This is a genomic window from Hydrogenophaga sp. GW456-12-10-14-TSB4, assembly GCF_059424305.1.
Map to the genome: position 1 here is coordinate 1 of NZ_JBWKZH010000087.1, position 20,318 is coordinate 20,318.

Here is a 20,318-nt window from a genome sequence, read left to right on the forward strand (position 1 = left end):
TGGTCGAGGTTTGCCACCGTTGGTTCAGCCGCTTGCGCAAGCGGCTCGTGCGATACGAGAAACTCGAACGCGGCTTTGTCGCATTCAACCACATCGCCGCAGCGATCATCGCGTTCCGCAACGTGAACCTGACGGTCAACATGATTTGCGGAGAGGTTCTAAATGCTTCGGGGTCATCGGGTTTGACCTCGAAGGAGCCTGCCGCGAGTATGCGGGCGACTCTTCCGCGTGCGTCGGACTACACCAGGGACTTTCTCAAGGACTGGCGGCGCCTGTCGCACCCCCGGTTGTGACATGAACCGCCTCAAAGAGGCAATGGCGCTGCATATTGCCAACAACGGCCCGCTCCCGCCACACCCTCTGTTGGGTGATCGGGGCGGCCACCGCGAAGACCACATCGGCGGTGACTTTTCGCTGCACGACGCCCTCGACGACGCAGGTGGGCATGGCCTGGTGGTTTTCGTGCGTAACGGGGCCCACGCAGAGCTATTCCCGTAACCGGGATGACGGGAGCCTGCATCCCACGCTTGATCCCTGCTCGCCTGCCATGTTGCTCGGTGCTGCTGTTTTGTTGATGGGCCGACCTCAGCGTTGCCCACAGTCAATACACGCGGGGTTTCACCGGCACGCGCTTCTTGAAGGGTGTTGTCTGGACGGCCCCCTGCAACGGAACCACCGGGCAAAGCAGAATTAATGCGCTGGCCGGGCCTTCAGTGGGGAGGAGGTCATGTCGTCGTAGGTCGATCCGTATCAATCATGCATTTCTGGCCTCGACAGCTTGAAGAGCCGCGCATTGAGCGCCATGGTCAGGGCAACGGATACCTTGTCGGGCTTGCTTTGACCGCCAAACAAGATTGCAACAAGCTCTGCTGTCCGAGGCGTACGTCTTCTCCTTCACTCAGGCGTGGGCCGGGGCGGCAAATTCGTTGAACGCGGCCACCGCATTGGCAGCGTACATGGCCACCGGGCCGCCGCCCATGTAGATGGCCACGCCCAGGGCCTCGTGGACTTCCTCGGTGCTGGCGCCCAGGCGCGCGAGCGCCTTGGTGTGAAACCCGATGCAGCCATCGCAGCGTGCAGCCACCCCCACAGCCAGGGCGATCAGCTCCTTGGTTTTGGGGTCGATGGCGCCACCCGCCATGGCGGCCTTGCCCAGGTCCCCAAAGCCCTTCATCACGCCTGCCTGGGTCTTGTGCAGTTGGGCGAGGTTGGTCGAGATGGTCTGAGTGAGTTGTTTGTATGGCGGCACGGTCATGGGAGAGCTCCTGGTTTCGGGTGGATGAAGCGGATGTGGACACCACGTCCTGCAGAGATCGGGCGGGTTCCTGTTCGAAGAACTTAATTCAGTGTATGCTAAATTAAGTAAATTCTAAATTACAAGCTCAACATCCCCTGAAAACATGACTCGGCGCAAATCCGACATTGAGCTGTTGCAGGACAACGCCGCGCAGGCTGCAGCATTGCTACAGGCTGTGGGAAACCCCAACCGGTTGCTGGTGTTGTGTCTGCTGATCGCCCAAGGCGAGATGAGCGTGGGAGCACTCAACGAGACGGTGCCCCTGAGTCCATCGGCGCTCTCGCAGCACCTGGCACGGATGCGCGAGGAAGGTCTCGTGACTTACCGGCGTGAGGCACAGACGCTGTACTACCGCATCGAAGACCCGAACGTGGCCAAGCTCATCGCCACGCTGAAGGACATCTTCTGCCCTTGATTCATTGTTTCTGGGGCCTGTCACGATGACCTTGAAGAACCTTTCCCCCGAAGCCGCTGGCGCGCTCCTCGCACAGGGCGCTGTGCGGGTGGACATCCGACCGGCCGACGAACATGCGCGTGAGCACATCGCACAGGCCCGCCACGTTCCTTTGGCGCAACTTGCGCAAGGCGTCACGCGCTTTGAGGGGGCGACCGCCGTCATCTTCCATTGCCGCTCGGGTGCTCGCACGCAGATGAACGCGCAATTGCAGGACGGTTGCGCGGCCTGTGATGCCTATGTGCTCGAAGGTGGGCTCGATGCGTGGAAGCGCGCCGGCCTGCCCATAGTGACCGACACTCGTCAGCCGTTGGCGTTGCAGCGCCAAGTGCAGATCGCCGCCGGCGCTGGGGGTGTTCGTGGGCACCGTGCTGGGCGCTACGGTGTCGCCGTGGTTCTACGCGCTGCCTGGTTTCATCGGTGCCGGGCTGGTGTTCGCGGGAGTGACGGGATTTTGCGGTCTGGCACGTCTGCTGATGAAGGCTCCGTGGAACCGCAGGGCCTTCTCCCGTTGAGCCATTTCCCTTTCGTTTTTCACAGGAGAACTCATGAAATCAAATGTAGGTGGCCTTGATCGTGTCTTGCGCGTTGTAGCCGGAATCGTGCTGATTGCCTTGGCTGCGACGAACACCGTGGGCTGGTGGGGGTGGCTGGGCGTGGTGCCGCTGCTCACCGGATTGGCAGGCCTTTGCCCGCTCTATCCGCTGTTGGGCTTGAACACCTGCCCGCTGAAGAAGAGCAAGTAAGCCAATCAACGCATCAATGCAAGGGGCGCCCTTGGGGCGGCCCCTGTCGCATTTGCGGAATCGAGCACTTGGGCTTTTCGCCGCGCTCACTCTGGGGCTCTACGACCTCCGAGGTCGCGACGCGCACGAGCAGGTCTTCGTCAATGGTGTGCGCGTGAAGCGGCCCGCGCTCCGAGGCGCTCCGGTGCGTGTGGGCATGCGCCAAAAGATAGGTGACGCGAATCCAGAATTCAAGTATTTTCAGTGACTACACTGTCAAGGAAAATCAAGCCAGCGTTGTTCAGCAATCGTGGGGAGCCGCGAGCACTTGCGGGCCACCGCGATGACGACAGACCGCGGGGATTTCCGTTTACACGTAGGGTGGCCTGAGACTGGTTCGCTGGGCAGGAGATCGGGGGGCGGTCTCAAAAGCCCCTTGTCGCGTGGGAAGCCGCATGTCAGGATACGAACACCCAGAAGAGCGAAGAATCGGCAGAGAGGCGTGGGATGTCTCGGTGTCGATGCTGCGCGCCGTTCTGGATGGAGCCACTTACGCTGCGGTGGCTACGGATCATGCCGTGACGCGTACGGCGGTTGAGAAGCGTGTCAAGGCCGTGGCCGCCTATGTGGCGATGGCTGTCGGCATAGAAGGACTTAATGCACGGGGCGCCACCTTTGTTCGAAGGCTTCGTTTTCATCGCGCTGGCCTGCATGCTGCGTTGCAAGATCTGGACTTCCCCGAACATGCGACGCCGCCGGATACTCGAACCCTCTCGGATGACGAGGTGTCTGCCGGCGCGATACGGATTCGAGCCAGAAGTCACCGGCCTCTTGAGGACTTGGCGCTCTATTACATGCTCTTCGCTATAGGTGCTCGCCCACTAGAGATCGCGCGTCTCGAAGTTCGAGATTACATCGACAGAACTGGACAAGTACGAAATTCGTCCGTGATCCGGGAGGAGGTGTCCATCACGAACCGCTCACGTCCGATGCATTTTCTCAGCACGCGGCTGAACGATGCGCTTGATGCCTATTTGGCGGAGCGTTTGCGTCGAGAAGAAGGGATCGGGGCTGATGCTTCGTACCGAGGTCTGAGCCCTCGAAGTCGACTGTTTCTGTCGGCCAGCGGTCTTGGTTTCGAGATCACCCCCTACGGGGATGAAGGACAACGGCGTTTTCGTTGTCGGGGTATTCAGGAGGTTTATCGCAAGCTGTTTCGCTATGCCGATCTAAAGGGGGTGACAGCATTGACGGTGCGGCACACCGTGGCCGAACGGCTCTATGCCAGAGGTGCGGACGAATCACAGGTGGGGCTGCTGCTCGGCATTTCAGAGCTCAGTGCTGTGCGACGGCAGTTTCCGCGCCGTCGTCTCTCCCTGGACGAGTTGACGCGCGATTTGGTGTGAAGGGCGTGGGCATGAAGACTTCTTTGCCCGTTTTGCGTTCAGAACTTCACGCGGCAACACCCGTTGAGCCCGCCTATTCACCCACCATCCAACATGCGCTCGAAGGGCGCGGCATGACCTGGCATTCCCCAGCTCCGATTTCGATGGCCGTCTTGCCCCGGATGCGAGCGCCAAGGAAATCACACCGTTCTTCGGTAGGGAATCTGATGAAACAACCGGTTAGACCAGCGTTCCGGGAGCCTGTACTTCCTGTCGGCTGAGCACTCAAGCCGAACTGCTGCTAAGGACAGAACGCGCGGATCTCATCAAGGCTGCGGGCATGCATTGGCGACTGCCCATCAGCAAGCCGTATACATGTGTGCAGACCGTTGAACATCACCAAAAGGAGCTTGCAAAAGGCGTCGGGTCCATACATGCAAGAAATGAATGCGCAGCATGGTTTCGTGGTAAGCGTCCGGCCACCCCATCTTGACGGGACACTACAGGCGCAGCTTGCGCATCCCGGCGTTCACGGCATTGAGGTCGAAGCCTGCAGGGTCGAACGGCCCGCCGTTCCACTCCCACATCGCCAAGTGCTCCGGATGCACGGGATCGACGATGGCCTGCAAGAAGTCGCTGTAGCCCGGTGGCCCGCCCACATCTTCAGGCGGACAGGCGTTGGCTCCGGCCACGCAAAGCGGGCGAGTGTTCTTCGCGCCGGGCTCCAAGGCCGCCTCGACATGTATCCGGTGGCGCCAGTCGTCACCAAAGTCGTAGGTGTAGATGAGTTCGGTGGTGCCGTCGGCAAGCACCGTCGCCAGATCGAACACCCGTTCATCCCGCGTCTCGACCATGGACGGCCAATCGGGGTCGGGTATCGCGTAGCGCACTGAACCGACGGTGAAGGCGTGCATATGGGCGTTCTTCCAGCCCATGGCTGTCTGAATGATGCGATCGAGTTTGTCCAGCGTCACCGTATCGGGCACCCACAGCCGGCGCCAAATCGCAGGCTCCAGGTATTCAAGCTGGATATGCAGTTGGTAGACGCGCTGCGCAGCGGAGGAGCGCTTGGCATTCTTGGGCTTGCTCATGTCCCAAGGCTACCAGCCTCAGGCTCAGGCCAAGGGATGCCAGCGGTGTGGCAGCAGCGCACCAATCTGGCTGGCACGCTGCATGGGCAGGCGCGCCATCACATCGCGCAGGTAGGCATACGGGTCGCGCCCGTTCATGCGCGCCGACTGGATCAGACTCATGACGGCGGTGGCGCGTTGGCCCGCGCGCAGGCTGCCCGCGAAGAGCCAGTTGTTTCGGCCAATGGCAATAGGCCGGATCTGGTTCTCGATCCAGTTGTTATCCACGGGCAGTTGCCCGTCACCCACGAACCGGGTTAGTGCCTCCCAGCGCCGCAAGCTGTAGTCCAGCGCCTTGGCTGTCGCTGAGCCCTCGGGCACCCTCTGGCGTTGCAGCAGCATCCACTGGTGCAAGGCATCGAGCAGCGGCTTCGTTTGTTGTTGCCGGATGGCCCGGCGCTGATCGGTCGGAAGCTCTTTGACCTCACGCTCGATCTCGTAGACCTGACCCAACTGCTGCAGCGCGAACTCGGCGATCTGGCTCTGGTTGGCCGCGTGCAGATCGAAGAACTTGCGCCGCGCGTGCGCCAGGCATCCGACCTCGGTCACGCCACTGGCGATCAAGGCCTTGTAGCCGCTGAAGTCGTCACAGGTCAGGCTGCCTCTCCAGTCACCCAGGAAGCGCCGGGCATGTTCGCCCGAGCGCGATTCGCAGAAGTCGTAGACGACCGCCTTGGTGGTCTCGAAGGCACCCGTGGCATAGGCCCAGAGGTAGGCACGGTGCGTCTTGCCGTTGCCCGGCTTGAGCATGGATACCGGCGTTTCATCGGCATGCAGCACGCGGTGCTGCAGCAGCTCGTTTCTCATGGCATCGACCAGCGGCTGCAACTGCACGCCGCAGGACCCCACCCACTGAGCGAGTGTGGAGCGCGGGATGGCGAGTCCAGCTCGGCTGAAGATCGCTTCCTGGCGGTACAGCGGCAGGTGGTCGGCGTACTTGGCCACCAGCACCTGCGCCAGCAGCCCGGTGGTGGGGATGCCCTTGTCGATGATGTGAGGATCGACAGGCACCTGGTGAATCGTCTCGCACTGGGCACAGGCCCACTTGCCCCGGATGTGGCGCTCCACCGTGAACACGCCCGGCACGTAGTCCAGCTTCTCGGCCACGTCCTCGCCCACGCGCAACATCCGGCAACCGCAGGCACAGGTGGTCGAGTCGGGCTCGTGGCGGATCTCGCGCCGCGGCAGGTTGGCTGGAAGCGGCGCGCGCTTGGGTACCTTCTTCTCTTCAACCTTGGCGGGCGCCTGCGCCTCCTGCAACGCGTCGATCTCCGTGGCCACGGCCGCCAGGTCGGCCTCGATCTCGTCTTCGAGCAGGCTCTTCTGCTCGGGGTTGAAGCGCTCGGACTGAGCGGCGAACTTCATGCGCTTCAGGAGCGCATTCTCGTGCGTGAGTTTGTCCAGCAGCGCGCTCTGGTGGCGCAGTTGCGTCATGAGGCGCGTGGTCAGCTCACGCAGATCTTCTGCGCTCAGGCTTTGCAGGGATTGAGGCTCGACCACCATGGGCATTCACTGTGCCAGCACTGGCACGCCCGCACCATTGGCGCATGCCCCAATTGGCAAGCACCGGTCTGCGCTTCAGAGTCAGACCACGGTGATGACACCGCCGCCTGCCAGGCGCTGCCAGGGCAGGCCCAGCACCAGCGCATCGAACTGGGCCCGACTGAGCGAGGCGGTGCTTGCCGCATCACGCGGCCAGACGAACTTGCCGCTGTTCAGGCGCCGGGCCGCCAGCCACACACCGATGCCGTCGTGCACCAGCACCTTCATGCGGTTGGCGCGCCGATTGGCGAACAGGTAGGCATGGTGCGGGCGCGCTGCGCCGAAGACCGACACCACTCGGGCCAGCGCGGTCTCGGTGCCCGCTCGCATGTCCAGCGGTTCGGTGGCCAGCCACAGTGCATCCACCCGGATCACTTGAGCAGCTCTCGCATCCACACGGCGCACTGCTCGGCTGCCTCCAAGGGCCAGTTCACTGAGACGCTGGTGGCGCCGCGACGCAGTTCGAGTCGGATGTCCGGTGAAGGTGCACATGCCGCTGGCGGCAGCGGCACCGGAACGAATGCGGGAGCCTGCAGTGCAGGCAGCGCTCCACCCGCTTCGCGCCGCCACTTGTGCACGACATTGGCGTTGATGCCGTGCGACAGGGCAATGCCGGCCACCGATGCACCTGGCTCGGCGCACTCGGCAAGGATCTGCTGCTTGAGCTCGGCGCTGTGCCGCCGGCGGGTCTTCTTCCTGGCTTCATTCATGGTGTCCACCTACATCGCTTGGTGGACACCATCGTTGCCGCTTAGGCCCATCCCTTCAAGGGTGGGATGACCGCGCGCTTACGTTTCGTGTGCAAACGGTGGACGCCCCGTACTGGCCCTGGCGAGGCCGCTGCAATCAACGCAATGAGTTCGCGCCACGGCACCACCAGCTCCATCTCGTCCAGGAACACCGCCTTGCGTGTGCGCCTGGTGCGCAGGCTCAGTCCCAGTTCGGCTTGCTTCGTCATGACGACATGGTTCCTCGCCTCGGACCTTCAAACCATCGGGGATCGCACGGGTTTTTGAACACCATCCCTTAGCCTTCGGTCGCGTGAGGATGCATGCTGTGTACGCATGGGATTTACCCGAGCGAGGGGCTGCGACGGATCCCCGCCTCCCACAACGGCACCGCGCCAGCGCGTACCGTAGCGGCGATCTGCTGCCCCTGCCGCGGCTCAATCACCGGTTTCCACGGCACCAGGCTGAATCTAGGACAACTCTTATTTGTTTCAACTGTTACACTTGAAAATTGCATATGTCCATCTTCAAAGTGATGTCTTCCATTGTGGCCCTCTTCGTTGCCTTGCTTGGCTTGGCTTTCGTTCCGAAGGCCGCCGCACAAGGCGGCAACCCCGCGCCTCAGGCGCAACAACAGCCGCAAGTAAACAACCTGGCCAGCGCCGCCGCGCAGCAAGGCATGCTCGCCTGCGCTGGCCGCATCAATCAGGTCTCGAGCTTCCTGGGTTTCGGCGCTGACGCAGGCGCCTTGCTCATGGTGCCGCCCAACAACCAGGACCAGCGCCTGGTGCCACTGGCCATGGAGCTGCCCACCCCGGCCGGGCCGGCCTACGCAAGCGCGTCCTTCGCACCCAATCAAGCCAACGGCTGCGGCGCCAGCTACGAAGCAGTGGTCTATTGGCCGCAGCCGTGCGACACCGTGGCGGCCAAGCAGTTCGGCACCCTCAGGAAAGTCGGTTTTTTGAAGAAAGCGATCGCCGTGCTGGACGCAGGCGTTGCCACCAAGGTCTTTTTGATGCCAGCCGGCAGCGGGTGTGTATCAATCAAAAAAGAAGCTGTTTTGTAAAGTAACCATAAGCTAGCAGTCGTAGCCATCGGTCATCGAGCAGGTGATGCCGTGACGCCGGTGTATCGCCTGGTAGTAGGTCGAGCAGTACTGGGCGGATTCAACCGGCCGATGCAACACCGGGTTATCGAACAGATTCTAGGTAGTCCTTCAAGGTCTCGGCTGGTGTCTTCCAGCCGAGAGTTGACTCTGTGTGGATCTCTGATACGGTGTGACGGCATCGTCCCCTATGAGAAAAGCCATCTTCCTCTTCTTCCTGCTGCTGGGCATCGGTGCCGGCTACCTGTCTGCTCGTAACGATGACTGGGGCCTGCGGATCGGCATGATGGCCGTGGGTGCCCTGTTCGGCGGTGCGATCGGGGGCGGGTTTTCCCAGATTGGCAAACGTCAACCGAAGCTCCGACGCCAGTGGCGAACTGAGGATGAGATCGAACCGATTCCTGGGATGGGCACGTCCAGCCGGGATCTGGCGGCCAACTTTTGGCGGGACAAGGGACAACCACCCTCCACGCGTTTGCCTGACGCTGAGCCGGACAAGCACATGTTCGACCCTGACAAGATTGGCTGAGACAACTACTTCTTGAGCACGTCCTTCACGGCTTTCTTGGCATCGTCGATGAGAGGTGCAGCGTCTTCCTTCACCTGATTGACGGACTGCTTCATCAGGGAGCGCTCGGACGCCAAGGTCCCATCGGTTGTCTTCGTGATCTGCGCCTTGCGGTCAAACGCTCCTTTATCGGCCGACGTAGTTGCCCGGATGCGCTCCCCTTCCTCGCGAATCGTGCTCCGCATCGACGAGGGTGCGCCCGCAGTCGGCGCGGGTTGCGCAGTTCCACCGAATCGACGTACGTCACCCTGATTCGAATGGTGGCGATCAGCAAGATCGGGCTCCAATGCAGGATCGCTGGAGTTCCTCAGGTGCTGGGCTCGGAGGTCACCGAAGGCTGCGGGCACCGCGGTGCCGTCGGAGAACACCTTATGCGGTCGCAGAGACTGCCGGGCCAACTCCGCTTCCATCAGCACGTGCGCGGAGGCACTGTTACCGCCGTACTGCTCAGCGTATCGGGTGAACATGGCGAGATTGTGAGGATCCTGGGCGATGTCGATGGAGATGGTCTCGCCTCGTTCGTAGGCCGTCGAGACGCGTTCCGCGAAGGCGCTTCGCTCAGCAATACTGGCGTCGGCACGCTCCGAGCGTGCTGCGGTCGAAGACAGCCGCGCAGCGAGGTCCTGTGCTTCACGTGCGTCGCTTGCGATGACGCTTACGAAACTTCTGTCTTGGGACGCCCGGTCGCCGAATTGCTTGAACTCGGCGAGTTGATCGCTTGTCATGCTCCCGACAACCCGACGCTCTTCCGCCGAAAGGCTCGAAGCGTAGCTCTTGTCGGCAGTCGCATTGCCAGAGAGGCCAGCCATCGGTGTTTTGATGCCGACATGACCTGAGGCGCCAAGCGCAATGCGCGCCACTTGAGACTGAGAGAGGCCCGTGGAGTCCGCCACGCTCTTGCTGATCTGATCCAGTCGGTTGAGCGTCTCGCCGTACTGCTCGAAGCTGCTCGAGGTGGATCCGGTGCTGCTGCGCGAAGAGCGCAGCTTCGCCACGCCCTTCGTGAAGGCCTCCGCCAGCACGGACAATCGCTCGCTGCTGGCCGCGACCCCCTCACCGCGCGCCGCGTCCACCTGCCGGCTCGCGTCCTGCACGTCCTGCTCGGACACCCGCATTGACACCACCCGAGAGGCAAAGCCCTGGTTGCGCAGCAAGTTGACCGCCGTTGTGCCGGTCAGCGCGTTCGATGAGAAGGTGTTGCCGCTCAGGTCATGCTGCCAGTTGCTCATGAACGCCGAGGTCCGGTTCGGCGCGAGCTGCATCTGATCCATCGACACGTTGCCCAGCGACGTGTTGCCCACCGTGGACGCTGCGGTCGAGCCCGACAGCACGGCCTGCAGTCCCGACAGCCCGCCCACCAGCGCCGTGCCGAAGTTCTCCATCCTTTTTAAGGCGGCCCAGGCGATGAAAGGAATGCTGATCGCGAGGTAACCTACAACGGCCTCGCCCGACAGCGCGCGCGAGTAGATGATGGACGAAGTTTGCAGGGCCAGCGCCTTCGCACCTGTCCCGAGATCGGCGGCGGCCGCCAGGTCGTAGGCCGCGTAGATCGATGCCATGTAGTTGAGAATGGCATAGAGCGGCGGCCACAGCTGGATCCAGATCAGGATCGCCGCATAGCCCTTGAAGGCCATCATGGTCTCGCGCCCGCTGGTCAGCAGGAGCAACAGCACGAAGAGCGGGAAGAGGGCATACGTGACCGCCTCGATCACGTTGCGGAACACCGGCAGCGCCTGCTCGGCCACCTTGCCGAAGTTGAGCCAGGAGGCGTTCATCTGGGCGACGGCCTGGGCGCGACCCACGGCCAGCACCATGGCCGCCGGGTCGTTGACTTTCTGACCCACGATCTTGCCGGTGTCCTCCAGCGCGTTGAGCATGGCGTTCTGCCGGATGATGTCGGCGGCGGTGGCCGAGGCGTTGGCGATGCTGTTCTTGAGGTAGGCCTGCTGGATCTGGCCCGCGATCGCAGCCGCCGCTGCGGTGCCAGGCAAAGTCGGGTTGAGCTGGAAGGCCAGGCGTCCCTGGATGCGCTGGAGTTGCGCCGGCAGCCGGCCGTTGAGGCTCAAGTAGACGTTGGGACAGGTGTCCACGCCCACGGCGCCGCCGGTGCCGGTCAGCGTGCTGAAGCGCGCCGGGTTGGGCGAGGCCATCAGCGGCCAGACGTCATCGGAGGTCGAGAAGGTGGCTGGATCCAGCGTGCCGTCGATCAGGTCGTACGTTGTGCAGTTGTGGATGAAGTTGACCAGGTCCGTCCGAAAGGCCGGGTCCTGGAACACCACGTTGCCGGTTTCCCGCACGAGCCGGTTGCCGAACATCAGGCCGTTCTGCTCATAGGACAGCTCGGCCGGCAGCGCGCCCATGCCCGGGATCACCTGAAACGCCGTCTCGAAAAGGCCCGTGAGCGTGTGCCCAATGGTGCTGGTGAGGCTGCCCAGCACCGCCACCCCAAAGGGCACGTTGTCCACCACGCGCACGGCCGAGCCGCCCGTGCGGTCCACGATGCCCACCGTGACCCGCGGCACGATCAGGACGCCGAAGACCAGCACCACGGAGGCGAGCCACTTCCAGCCCTGCAGCTTCTCCGGGGCGAAGGCGTAGGCGATCAACGCCGCCACGAAGCCGCAAAAGGCCACAGCCGCGACAGCCGACGCGTAGTCGCTCGATGCATGGATGGCCGCGGCCGCGTTGAACACCCCAAACAGGCTGTCGGCGTTCTGGTAAGCGTAGATCTCCCACATGGCCGCACCGACTCACCCAGTTCAGCGGGACTGGTTGGCCGCCTGATGGCCCAGCATGTCCATGACGTGCTGGGGCATGCTCGAGCGCAACTGGCGCTCCAACTGCTCCAGATGACTCGCGACGGCACGGAACGAGCCGACCTTCTGGTACAGCAGGTTCTTCTCCTGCGAGAGCAGCAGCAGCAGGGTCTGGGCGCGTTGCCTGATCTGGTTGGCCTGGTCGCGCTGGTGCTGCTGCAGCGTGAAGTCCTTGGCCAGGGCCGCCATTCCGACGCGCAGGTTGCGCTCCAGCATCACGTAGGCGTAGTCGGCCGCGATCACGTCCCGGTACTGGCCGATCAGGCTGTCTGCCAAGCCCGAGCCAGGAATGCTGGTGCCGACGGACAGCATCTTGTAGACCGGCTCGGTGGTCTGGTTCACGAAACCGACTTCGGCGCTGTTGTTGGGGATGGGCGTGCGCGTGGCGATGCGGTCCGCGATGGAGCGCATCATGGTCTCCACGCGCGCGGTGAAGGGCACATGGTTGTAGGCCGTATTGAGCGAGACCACGTCGCAGTTCGTGTAGTCGTTGCAGCGCAGCAGGTGCTGGATGACGTTGGTGCCAGAACCCGCCGCCTGACCGTAGAGCAACTGGCTGATGGACGTCAGGGTGGGCGCGATCGGCTCGGGGTCGCGGCCCGACTCTTCCGGGTAGTAGATGACCGTGCCCACCATGCTCATGATCAGCTCTCGACCCGAGTCGTCCAGATGGGTTCCCGTGTGCTGCAGCACCCGCCAGGTGAGGTTGCCAACGAAGGGTGCCTTGTTGCGCACATTGGCGTCGCCCGAGGATCTGGCGGAGGACAGGATGCTGGGCCGGTCGGTCGAGCAGCGTCGACGGGCCGCGTCGCGGTCGCTCTCCAGGCCCATTTCCATGGCGAGGTCGGCGCAGCTTTCCTGCGAGCTGTAGCCCACCGCTTCGGCGGCGGTGCTGACGATGGCCTTCGCGGTCTCGCAAGAGTTGATGCGCGCATTGTTGATCCAGGTCTCCAGACCCTTGGCCCACTTCGTGAGGCCGCCGAGCAGCGGGGAGACGGCTTCGAGGGCAAGCTGGAAGGCGATCCCGGGCAAGGCGGCCGTGATGTTCCGCAGCATGTTCTTGAACTCTTCGGCCGAGATGTGGCTGAAACTGCCACCAAAAACATCGATCCCGCCGCAGCCGGCTTTGGCGCTCGGGAACTGTACGGCCGCGAGCTGGTAGACCCTGTTCGGCGAGCGCATCATCAGATTGCCGCCGGTGTACGTGTTGTAGGTCTGGCCGCGAAACGCCCCCGGCGCGGTGTAGTTCCCGATGGCCCCCAGGTTGTTGAACATGTCGTTGACCTCGCTGTTGAGGTCGGCGCGGCTGGGCATGGCCGTGCTCAGCATCGCCAGGGAGACGGCCAGCACGATGACCCTGCGGCGGCGGACGAAGCGGGATGGGGTGGGCATGGCGATCTCCTAGGGCAGGGCCAGGCGCCGCGTGGCGCTGGGCAGCATGGCTTCGCCCTGGGGCGACGAGACGATGGAAATCCGCTCCAGCAACTGCGACTCCGACAGAACCCCGGAGCCGATCGGCATGATCTTTCCGGAGGAGGGCTGGGCGAGAAACACGGCAGGCACCTGAGTGACTTGCAGCGCGGTGGCGATGCCGTTGTCGGGCCGTGCGCGCGGGAAGCCCGGCAACGGGCCGCCATCGACGCTCACGGCGACGACCTGGATGCCGTGGCGCGCTTCGAAGGCCTGCAAGGTGGGGGCGAAGGCATGGCAGTAGGGGCAGTCGCTGCGGTAGAAGAAGAACAGGACATGGTCGCGGCCCAGCGCAGCCACTCCAGCCGAGCGGTCGGTCCGCTGCTGCCGCTCGAAGACCTCCAGCGCCTGGGCGTTGACCGGCCGGCCCTGCAGCGTCGGGTCGAGCTTGGGCGTGGCCCAGGCCACGCGCTGCGCGACGTCGGCGAAGTAGGAGGCGCGGTCCACCACCTGCATCTCCAGCTCCATGTAACTGCGCACATTGGCTTCGCTGGGCCGCATGATGGCGATGTTGCGCAGGTCCTCAAGGGTCTTCTGCAGGCGGTCGAACTCCACCAGTTCGGGTGGGCGCTCAGGCGCAGCCGGCCGCGGCGGCGGGGCCGGTGCGGGTCTGGTTGCGGGCTCGACCTCTTGCGTCGGGGGGGCCTCGTAGAAGTGCCACCCGCGCCAGCGGTCAGACCAGTAAGCGCGGGAGGACGCGTCGCGCGGGGAGGCCGGACCAGAACCCTGCGCCACGGCCACATCGGCGATCGGCGCCAGTATCAGCACGGTCAGCACAAGCAGAGGAACATGGGAGGGTCGGATCACCATGGCCACCTCACAGCAGCGACCGGGGCGGCAGGCGCGTGGTGCAGTAGTTGATCCCGAACTCGATCGTCTGTTTGCGCGGGGCGGTCACGCCGGGCAGCTTCACGCCCTCCTGCCAGAACAGCACCTTGAGCCGGCTGCAGCCGGGCTCGCGGTAGCGCCTCTCGGTTGAGACGTCGATGTAGATCGGCGAAGTGGCCTCGAAGTGCCTGGTGATCGCATCGGCGATCTCTCCAGTGAGCACGCCATGGGCCGTGCCTTCCGCGGACTGCAGCGCGGCCAGCAGGACAGGGCGGGCGTCGGGGACCGGTGTGCGCACCGCCTGTGCGCGGGCGGCAGAAGCGAGCACCAGAGCCAGGACCAGGATGGCGGCGGCGATGCGTGGCATGGCGTTCATTGACATCTCCCCTCCCCGTAGTAGCAGTTGGCGGCGCGATCGACGTTGCCGCCCTGGATCACCCCGACGTTGGGCATGTTCGGCACGATCGACGCGTAGAACTCGCTGAGGTCCATGCGCGCGAAGTCCAGACTCTGCAACTGGGCGATCGTGAAGCCGGAGCAGTCCGGCGCTTGCGCCGTGCCCCAGCCCTTGCCGACCTGCTGGCGGCCTTGTTCGTTGATGACCCGGGCCAGGACCGAGTTGAAGCAGCACTTGTTTGTCGTGTGGGTGATGCACGAGACGCACCGACCCAAAATCCGGATGCAGGACGAGCAGTAGGTGCCGACCGAGTGGCACAGCCGCGCCCCTTCCTTCATCGCGAGTTTGGATTCCTCCTCGTCGCAGGACAGGGCGGCCATCACGATGTAGATGACGATGGCGATCACCAGGGACCACGGGTCGAAGGCCACGACCACGCTCTCGCCGGCATAGAGCACCGCAGAGCCGGCGGGCAGGGCGGTGCCGTTCACCGCCACCGTGACGCCGTAGCTCGTGAAGCTGCCGCTGAACCCGCCACTCATCAGCAAGGCCTGCATGCCTTGGTAGAGAAACTCCCGGTTGCCGGAATTCATCAGCGCGTCGAACACCAGCCGCGAGCCGGCGCCGAACATGCTCTGGTTGCTCATGCCCTGGCCGGCCGGATCGCTGCGGCAGCAGTTGGTGAGCAGCCGGTCGCGACAGCGATTCGCCTCGCCCTTGAACACCTGCAGGTTGTCGGTGTCCAGATACACGCCAGCCTCGCGCGCCGCTTCCAGGAACGACATCGAGCGCGCGAAGTCCGCGTCGTTGGTGTACGTGGTGTTGAAGCAGCTGCCGGCGATGCAGAAGACGTCGGTGGGGCAGTTGCGCGCGGTCACCCTTGAGCCAGGCGCCGCGGAACACGTGTACGTGTTCTCGGTGAGCTCGCAGATGCCGGTGGCCGCGTTCCTCTGGCGGCAGACCGTCCCCGAAGGCGCGCAGCCCGACGCGGCCAGCGGCGCGCATTCGTCGGATGCGGCCCCGAACTGGCAGGAGAGCGAGGTCTCGTGGCGCCAGCAGGCTCGGGTGACCTGGGCGCCATCCACCACCTTGGCGGCAGGCCCGTCGACGCAGCGCGCCGCGCCCGTGACGGCGCAACGCCCGTCGCTGGCCAGCGTGGGGCACTGGTCGTCCCACTGATCGGACTCGGTGACCGTGGTGTGCGGCCGCTCGAAGCTCAGTGCCATCTGCGAGATGGGACCGTACAGGGGGTTCAGCCGGAAGCCCACCACGGGACGGCTGGCGTGCGCGGTCCAGTAGAAGCCGGAGACCGTTCCCGTGATGTCGGTGCCGACGTGTTCGGACGGCCGCGGCGTTGGCGCGTAGCAGGTTCCCTGATCGAGGGTGAAGGCCTGGCTGCTGCCGCCCTCGCCGCCGCTGTCGACGGTGTAGGCGATGTTGTCGCCGCTTTGCGTGCCGGCGGGGCAGGCCGCGTAGACCTCGTGGAAGGGGCGCTCGGTGGTGCAGACCGGGTCGGAGTCCCCGCCAGCACCCGTGCAGATCTGCCGGTGTTCCTGGGCGATGAACCCGGTCAACCGGCAGGCGTCGCCGTTGCACTGGTTGTTGACGATCCAGGCCCCGTTGGGGCCACCCGGTGGCCAGACCGGAGTGGGCAGGTCGGCCACCCGGCGCGGGAACACCAGCCCCGAGTTCGCGTCCACGTCGAAGAAGGCGACCGGCACGCCGCCGCTGGTCACGCGCATGCGTTGCGCGGACGCGGGCTGATCCGGCCTGCACTGGATCGCCATCGACGCGCTGCCGGAACCCGCCTGGGAGAACCATTCACCCGGCGAGCAACTGCTGGTGCGCGAGACGGACACCGACAGCGTGCGTGCACAGGACTGGGCGGTGGCGCCTGTGTACTGCCGGCAGACCCGGGTTTCGGTCCCGGGCGTGGCCACCGTGTCCACCTGGCATCCGCTGTAGAAGCTCGCGATGTCTTCCAGTGCCGTCGACGGGTTGGCCGCCACGCGGCGCGCGCCCAGCACCGCGGGGTCGTAGGGCGAGATGGCTTCGCGGGGGGTGTTCGCCGAGGCCCGGGCACCCAGCAGTGCCTGGCACACGGGATCGTGGGGCGTCATCGCACAGGCCGCGAGGCGGGCGCTGGTTTGGCCCGAGAGATGGGGTTGGCCGTGGTACAGGCGCTCGGGCGGTGTCGTGGTGTAGCCAGGCACCACGGCGGAGGCATCGGGCGTGTTGATGGTCCCTCGGACCACGGGGTTGGCGGCCTGCCCGGCGGCCGTGCCCTCGGCGTGCGGCCCGATCTGGGCGCTGACGTGCGTCAGGACGAAGCAGACCATCGTGAACCAGACGATGGCGCGCTTCAGTCCGTGCACGTTGAGCGTGGGCATCGGATGCTCCTATCGCCGCGGCTGTCCCGACCGGCCGAGCCGGTCGAGGAAAGGCCCAGCCTCGATCCTGAAGCCTGGCACCGCACGCTGCATGTGCTCGAGCGCATAGTCCAGGCTGACGTCTCCGGCCACCCGCAGGAAGCCTTCGGGTGGCGCGCAAGTCCCTGCGGCACATGACTCCGGTCGCGTGCCATCGCGCACGAGCACGAAGCTGGGCACGCGTGCGATGGAGAAGCGGTCGAAGGCCTGGGGATCGATCTGCACGGCGACCTGGCGCGTGCCGATGAGCCCCTGGACCTGGGCCACGGTCTCGCGCAGCGAGCCCTGGGCGAAGCCGCGCAGGATGACGGAGGCTCGCGCTCTGGCCGCCTGGTCGATGAGTTTTTCCAGCGCGGGGCGGGGCATGGACAGGCTCACGAAGACGAAGAGACCGGGGCCGCTGGTCAGTCCCTGCGCCGCGGCCATGGCGTCCGACTGCGAGGCGTAGCCGCGCGCCAGGGCTTCGAGGTCGATGGGCGTGCGCGTCACAGGCTGGGGGAGCGCTTCGATTGCCGGGCCCCGCAGGGCCGGCGAGGTGCTCCCCGGCGCGGGCGCCGGCCCACCGTGCTTGCGGCGCGCGGCCTCGATGTCCTGGTCCGTGACCGTGGGTTGCCCCTGACGGGCACGTTCGATGTCCGCGTCAGTGATCACCGGCGCTTGCGCCCCGGCCGACAGGGCCCAGGCGAGCAGGAGCAAACCGATACCGACGCGCGAGGACTGCGGGGAATCAAGGTTGCCGACAAGGCGGTGGAGGAGTTCAGTAGCCAACACAGCAGTTCCTTTTCCTGAACAACATGAAGGCGAAGTCCTCGCCGCGCACCGGGTACTCCTTGCCGGCACCCCACATGACCGTCGTGCGTCCGAAGGGCTGGCAGCACTTGCCGGCTTCCTTGGTCGTGTTGGGGATGGGGTGGGTGAGCTGGGTCTTGTAGGCCGCCTTGTCCATCACGGGTGCAAAGTAGGGACCGCACAGCCCCGGCTGGCCGTGCCAGCCCCAGGCGATCAGCTCGCGGTGCATCTTGGCGGTCAGCCGCTGGGCCATCAGTGCGGCGGTGCGCACGCCCCCCATGTGGTAGGGCACATGGCCGTTCATGGGATAGAGCGACCCCTGGCAGCCCGCGCACCAGAACAGCTCGCGGATGCCGAAGCCCACCGAGGCCGCCACGCAGTCGGCTGCGCAGGCCGCGATGGCCACCGGGTTGGCGAACAGGGCGGCGTCCGGGTTGATGATCAGCGTGAGCTCGTCGTCGGCCCAGAGCGGGTCGACCTCGGTCAGGTAGGCCAGGTCGAACGATCCGCGCTCCAGACACGGGAAGTCGGTGACGACTTCGAGGTAGTACAGAACCGGGTTCGTGTACCAGTGAGCCTGATAGAAGCTGCCGCCATCCCCGTCCGCCTCCGGCCGCGTGAAACGCGCGGCCTCGGGCGCCGGGATGCCGGGATCGAGGTCGATGCCGCCGAGCGAGGTCAGGCAGAAGGGCTTGCGCACGGCCTCGACGTGGCGCGCGGGCTCCCAGAACCCCACGGAGAGTCCGATCACAGGATTGACCCCACAGGTGCACAGCGGGCTGGACGGGTTGTCGATGTCCTCCTGGTCGCCGAAATTGCCCATGCGTGCGCCGCCGATGCTGATGGGCAGGATGCAGCTCCAGCAAATGTCCGTGATCGGATTGGGAAACTTGCCGGTGCAGGTCGTGGCATTGGCTGCCGCGGCCCCGAGCATCACGAACAGCATCAGCAGCCATCTGGCGAGGCAGTGGATGGGACGCGAAATCATCGGGATACCTCCATCTCATCGATGCGCAGCCGCTTGCCTTCCTGGGACACGAGGGCGGGCACCTGGGTGATGCCCAGGCGGCGTGTGAGCAGGCCCTGCTGGTCGTAATAGACGGGGATGCGCCAAGACTTCATGAGGTCGAGGTAGGAGCCTCCCGTGAGGATGGGTTTGACCTTGCCCTGGTAGCGCGCCATCAGCTCAAGGGCGCGCCGCACCTGCCGGCTGTCCCTGGCGTCGAAGAACAGCAGGTGGCGCGTCATCGAGACGATGTTCAGCGGATTGGCCTGGGTGCCCGCCGCGAACAGCAACTCGCCTCTGGCGCCGAGGATGTTCTGGTCCAGGGTGTAGGTGGGGTCGAAATAGAACGTGCGCGGGTTGGCGGTGGTCCGCACGCTGGCGACGGGGGGTGGGCGGCGGACCGTTTCCGTGCCGCGGCTCCGGGCATCCTGTTCGATGCGGGCCAGTTCGCCGGAGCGCTCCTTCTCACGCAGGCGTTGCTCGATCATCCGCAGCAGGTGCGGCTCAGCGATTTTGTAGGTCGGCCCGATCGTGCCGAGATCGGTGGCGTGCGCCGCCCGGTCGAACGTCGAGAGCGCGGCCAATGCCAGGAGCACGAGGTGTGCGAGGGGTGCTGAGGACAGCTTCATCGCGGGCCTCCGTGCGCGCACTGGACCTGGGCGATGAGCTGCTGCCGCGCACCTCGGTCTTTCGAGTGGGCTGCGCGGATCAAGCCCATCAGCACCGGGTCGCCACCGTCCTGCGCCATCGCGCGGCGCAGTTCGGCCGTGTTCAGTTCCCGGCCGCAGCGCAACCGGGCCGCGGCCAGGTAGGTGCGCGCGCCGTCCTCGGCGGCGGGTGCGATCTGCCGCAACAACCCGAGGTAGTCCGCCAGGGGGACGTCGTCGCCGAAGGCCGCTGCCTGCGGGGGAGATGGCGACGGCGACAGAGGTCCGTGGGCGGGGCTGGTCTGTGCCACGGCCGAGGCCGAGTGAGCGACCATCAGCGCGTACAGGGCAGCCCAGACTGCACGAGGGCGACCTTGGAGGTGTGGCGGGTGGAAGGTGCGTCTGCAGGCCATGTCCATCTCCTTCAGAACAGCGGCACCACGACGCCCAGCACCTGGTCGGCGCGCACGAGGCCGCTGGCGTGGTAGCGGGAGTCGAAACTGTCGGGGCTGGTGCCCTGGACGTAGTAGTGGCCAGCGGGGATGACCGTGGCCTCGATGGGGCGTAGCGGATGGCGGTCGTGCCCATGGGTCTTGGCGCTGCCCACGGGCTCGCCGTTGACGTAGACGAGGCGGCCCTGCACCGTCACGACATCGCCGGGCAATCCCCGAACCAGCTTGAAGAAGGGCTGGCCGCGCAAACCGCGGTAGTGCTCCTGCGCTTCTCCCGCGAACGCGAACACGATCAGGTCGCCGCGCTGCAGCGCGGCGTGGCCGTACTGCATCAGCGCCATGCGGTAGGGCAGGCTCGGGGTCCAGTTGAAGAGCACAGGCACGCGCGGCGTGGGGTCGATGAACAGCCGCGCGTAGGCAAAGCCCCAGATGGCGAACACCGGGACGTACAAATACCAGCGGCGGCGCATGTGCCGCAGCAGCTCCTGCAGGTCGCGGCGGCGCCGGGACCACCAGACCGGCCGCACCGACGGGGTGGGGACTTCGGGGA

General features: G+C 65.1%; 22 protein-coding genes and 3 pseudogenes. 9 read left to right on the forward strand and 16 right to left on the reverse strand.

What is annotated here, in order from left to right; translation table 11 throughout:
- Positions 1 to 152, forward strand: a pseudogene (locus AC07ZS_RS26935) (IS5/IS1182 family transposase); the annotation flags it as partial.
- 142 nt (positions 153 to 294) lie between these two features.
- Positions 295 to 498: a type II toxin-antitoxin system RelE/ParE family toxin gene (locus tag AC07ZS_RS26940; protein ID WP_494801523.1), complete on the forward strand. Its 204-nt coding sequence runs from the start codon at positions 295 to 297 to the stop codon at positions 496 to 498.
- A gap of 400 nt (positions 499 to 898) precedes the next feature.
- Here the strand turns inward: AC07ZS_RS26940 and AC07ZS_RS26945 are convergent, their stop codons facing one another.
- The gene (locus tag AC07ZS_RS26945) at positions 899 to 1,255 is read right to left on the reverse strand and encodes a carboxymuconolactone decarboxylase family protein (RefSeq protein WP_494801524.1); all 357 of its coding nucleotides are present in this window, start codon (positions 1,253 to 1,255) and stop codon (positions 899 to 901) included.
- A gap of 145 nt (positions 1,256 to 1,400) precedes the next feature.
- On the opposite strand from AC07ZS_RS26945, the gene AC07ZS_RS26950 reads away from it, so the two are divergent.
- The 5 genes and pseudogenes from AC07ZS_RS26950 to AC07ZS_RS26970 all read left to right on the forward strand — a co-directional run bounded on the left by AC07ZS_RS26950 (position 1,401) and on the right by AC07ZS_RS26970 (position 3,882).
- Positions 1,401 to 1,712: an ArsR/SmtB family transcription factor gene (locus AC07ZS_RS26950; protein ID WP_494801525.1), complete on the forward strand. Its 312-nt coding sequence runs from the start codon at positions 1,401 to 1,403 to the stop codon at positions 1,710 to 1,712.
- 25 nt (positions 1,713 to 1,737) lie between these two features.
- Positions 1,738 to 1,965: pseudogene (locus AC07ZS_RS26955) on the forward strand (rhodanese-like domain-containing protein); the annotation flags it as partial.
- A gap of 145 nt (positions 1,966 to 2,110) precedes the next feature.
- Positions 2,111 to 2,266 carry a YgaP-like transmembrane domain gene (locus AC07ZS_RS26960; RefSeq protein WP_494801526.1) on the forward strand — a complete coding sequence of 52 codons (156 nt, stop codon included), beginning with the start codon at positions 2,111 to 2,113 and terminating at the stop codon, positions 2,264 to 2,266.
- A gap of 33 nt (positions 2,267 to 2,299) precedes the next feature.
- On the forward strand, positions 2,300 to 2,497 hold the full coding sequence (locus AC07ZS_RS26965) for a YgaP family membrane protein (RefSeq protein ID WP_494801527.1): 198 nt from the start codon (positions 2,300 to 2,302) through the stop codon (positions 2,495 to 2,497).
- Positions 2,498 to 2,931: 434 nt separating this feature from the next.
- A complete protein-coding gene (locus AC07ZS_RS26970; protein ID WP_494801528.1) occupies positions 2,932 to 3,882 on the forward strand; it encodes a site-specific integrase in 951 nt (316 codons plus the stop codon).
- 479 nt (positions 3,883 to 4,361) lie between these two features.
- Here AC07ZS_RS26970 and AC07ZS_RS26975 read toward each other — a convergent pair whose 3' ends face one another.
- The 5 genes and pseudogenes from AC07ZS_RS26975 to AC07ZS_RS26995 form a co-directional block, all read right to left on the reverse strand.
- Positions 4,362 to 4,952 (reverse strand): plasmid pRiA4b ORF-3 family protein, encoded by a 591-nt coding sequence (locus AC07ZS_RS26975; RefSeq protein WP_494801529.1) that lies wholly within the window; start codon positions 4,950 to 4,952, stop codon positions 4,362 to 4,364.
- Positions 4,953 to 4,976: 24 nt separating this feature from the next.
- Complete coding sequence (gene tnpC / locus AC07ZS_RS26980) at positions 4,977 to 6,491, reverse strand: IS66 family transposase (RefSeq protein WP_494801543.1); 1,515 nt, start codon at positions 6,489 to 6,491, stop codon at positions 4,977 to 4,979.
- A gap of 84 nt (positions 6,492 to 6,575) precedes the next feature.
- Positions 6,576 to 6,899 (reverse strand): IS66 family insertion sequence element accessory protein TnpB, encoded by a 324-nt coding sequence (gene tnpB, locus AC07ZS_RS26985; RefSeq protein WP_494801530.1) that lies wholly within the window; start codon positions 6,897 to 6,899, stop codon positions 6,576 to 6,578.
- A 5-nt stretch (positions 6,900 to 6,904) separates the two neighbouring features.
- A complete protein-coding gene (tnpA, locus tag AC07ZS_RS26990; RefSeq protein WP_494801531.1) occupies positions 6,905 to 7,243 on the reverse strand; it encodes an IS66-like element accessory protein TnpA in 339 nt (112 codons plus the stop codon).
- An 84-nt stretch (positions 7,244 to 7,327) separates the two neighbouring features.
- Positions 7,328 to 7,491 (reverse strand): annotated as a pseudogene (locus AC07ZS_RS26995) (IS5/IS1182 family transposase); the annotation flags it as partial.
- Between the two features lie 287 nt (positions 7,492 to 7,778).
- Between AC07ZS_RS26995 and AC07ZS_RS27000 the strand changes: the two are divergent.
- A complete protein-coding gene (locus AC07ZS_RS27000) occupies positions 7,779 to 8,327 on the forward strand; it encodes a hypothetical protein (protein WP_494801532.1) in 549 nt (182 codons plus the stop codon).
- A gap of 229 nt (positions 8,328 to 8,556) precedes the next feature.
- Entirely contained in the window at positions 8,557 to 8,895 is a 339-nt protein-coding gene (locus AC07ZS_RS27005; protein WP_494801533.1) for a hypothetical protein, read from the forward strand.
- Between the two features lie 5 nt (positions 8,896 to 8,900).
- On the opposite strand, the gene AC07ZS_RS27010 is transcribed toward AC07ZS_RS27005, so the two are convergent.
- From AC07ZS_RS27010 to traF (AC07ZS_RS27055), 10 genes are read right to left on the reverse strand one after another with little or no spacing between them, the layout of a single operon-like run.
- Positions 8,901 to 11,672: a conjugal transfer protein TraG N-terminal domain-containing protein gene (locus AC07ZS_RS27010; RefSeq protein WP_494801534.1), complete on the reverse strand. Its 2,772-nt coding sequence runs from the start codon at positions 11,670 to 11,672 to the stop codon at positions 8,901 to 8,903.
- Positions 11,673 to 11,693: 21 nt separating this feature from the next.
- Positions 11,694 to 13,142: a conjugal transfer protein TraH gene (locus AC07ZS_RS27015; RefSeq protein WP_494801535.1), complete on the reverse strand. Its 1,449-nt coding sequence runs from the start codon at positions 13,140 to 13,142 to the stop codon at positions 11,694 to 11,696.
- Positions 13,143 to 13,151: 9 nt separating this feature from the next.
- Positions 13,152 to 14,030 carry a conjugal transfer protein TraF gene (gene traF / locus AC07ZS_RS27020; protein WP_494801536.1) on the reverse strand — a complete coding sequence of 293 codons (879 nt, stop codon included), beginning with the start codon at positions 14,028 to 14,030 and terminating at the stop codon, positions 13,152 to 13,154.
- Between the two features lie 7 nt (positions 14,031 to 14,037).
- Complete coding sequence (locus tag AC07ZS_RS27025; RefSeq protein WP_494801537.1) at positions 14,038 to 14,424, reverse strand: hypothetical protein; 387 nt, start codon at positions 14,422 to 14,424, stop codon at positions 14,038 to 14,040.
- The gene (traN, locus tag AC07ZS_RS27030) at positions 14,421 to 16,835 is read right to left on the reverse strand and encodes a type-F conjugative transfer system mating-pair stabilization protein TraN (protein WP_494801538.1); all 2,415 of its coding nucleotides are present in this window, start codon (positions 16,833 to 16,835) and stop codon (positions 14,421 to 14,423) included. Before traN ends, AC07ZS_RS27025 begins: the two co-directional genes overlap by 4 nt.
- Before the next feature lie 9 nt (positions 16,836 to 16,844).
- Positions 16,845 to 17,645: a type-F conjugative transfer system pilin assembly protein TrbC gene (trbC, locus tag AC07ZS_RS27035; RefSeq protein WP_494801539.1), complete on the reverse strand. Its 801-nt coding sequence runs from the start codon at positions 17,643 to 17,645 to the stop codon at positions 16,845 to 16,847.
- The gene (gene traU / locus AC07ZS_RS27040; RefSeq protein ID WP_494801540.1) at positions 17,632 to 18,651 is read right to left on the reverse strand and encodes a conjugal transfer pilus assembly protein TraU; all 1,020 of its coding nucleotides are present in this window, start codon (positions 18,649 to 18,651) and stop codon (positions 17,632 to 17,634) included. The genes trbC and traU overlap by 14 nt, the downstream gene beginning before the upstream one ends.
- Positions 18,648 to 19,298 (reverse strand): type-F conjugative transfer system protein TraW, encoded by a 651-nt coding sequence (gene traW, locus AC07ZS_RS27045; protein ID WP_494801541.1) that lies wholly within the window; start codon positions 19,296 to 19,298, stop codon positions 18,648 to 18,650. The genes traU and traW overlap by 4 nt, the downstream gene beginning before the upstream one ends.
- Positions 19,295 to 19,729, reverse strand: a complete 435-nt coding sequence (locus tag AC07ZS_RS27050) for a hypothetical protein (RefSeq protein ID WP_494801542.1) — start codon at positions 19,727 to 19,729, stop codon at positions 19,295 to 19,297. Before AC07ZS_RS27050 ends, traW begins: the two co-directional genes overlap by 4 nt.
- 11 nt (positions 19,730 to 19,740) lie before the next feature.
- A complete protein-coding gene (gene traF / locus AC07ZS_RS27055) occupies positions 19,741 to 20,295 on the reverse strand; it encodes a conjugative transfer signal peptidase TraF (protein WP_494801544.1) in 555 nt (184 codons plus the stop codon).
- Positions 20,296 to 20,318: the final 23 nt, after the last annotated feature.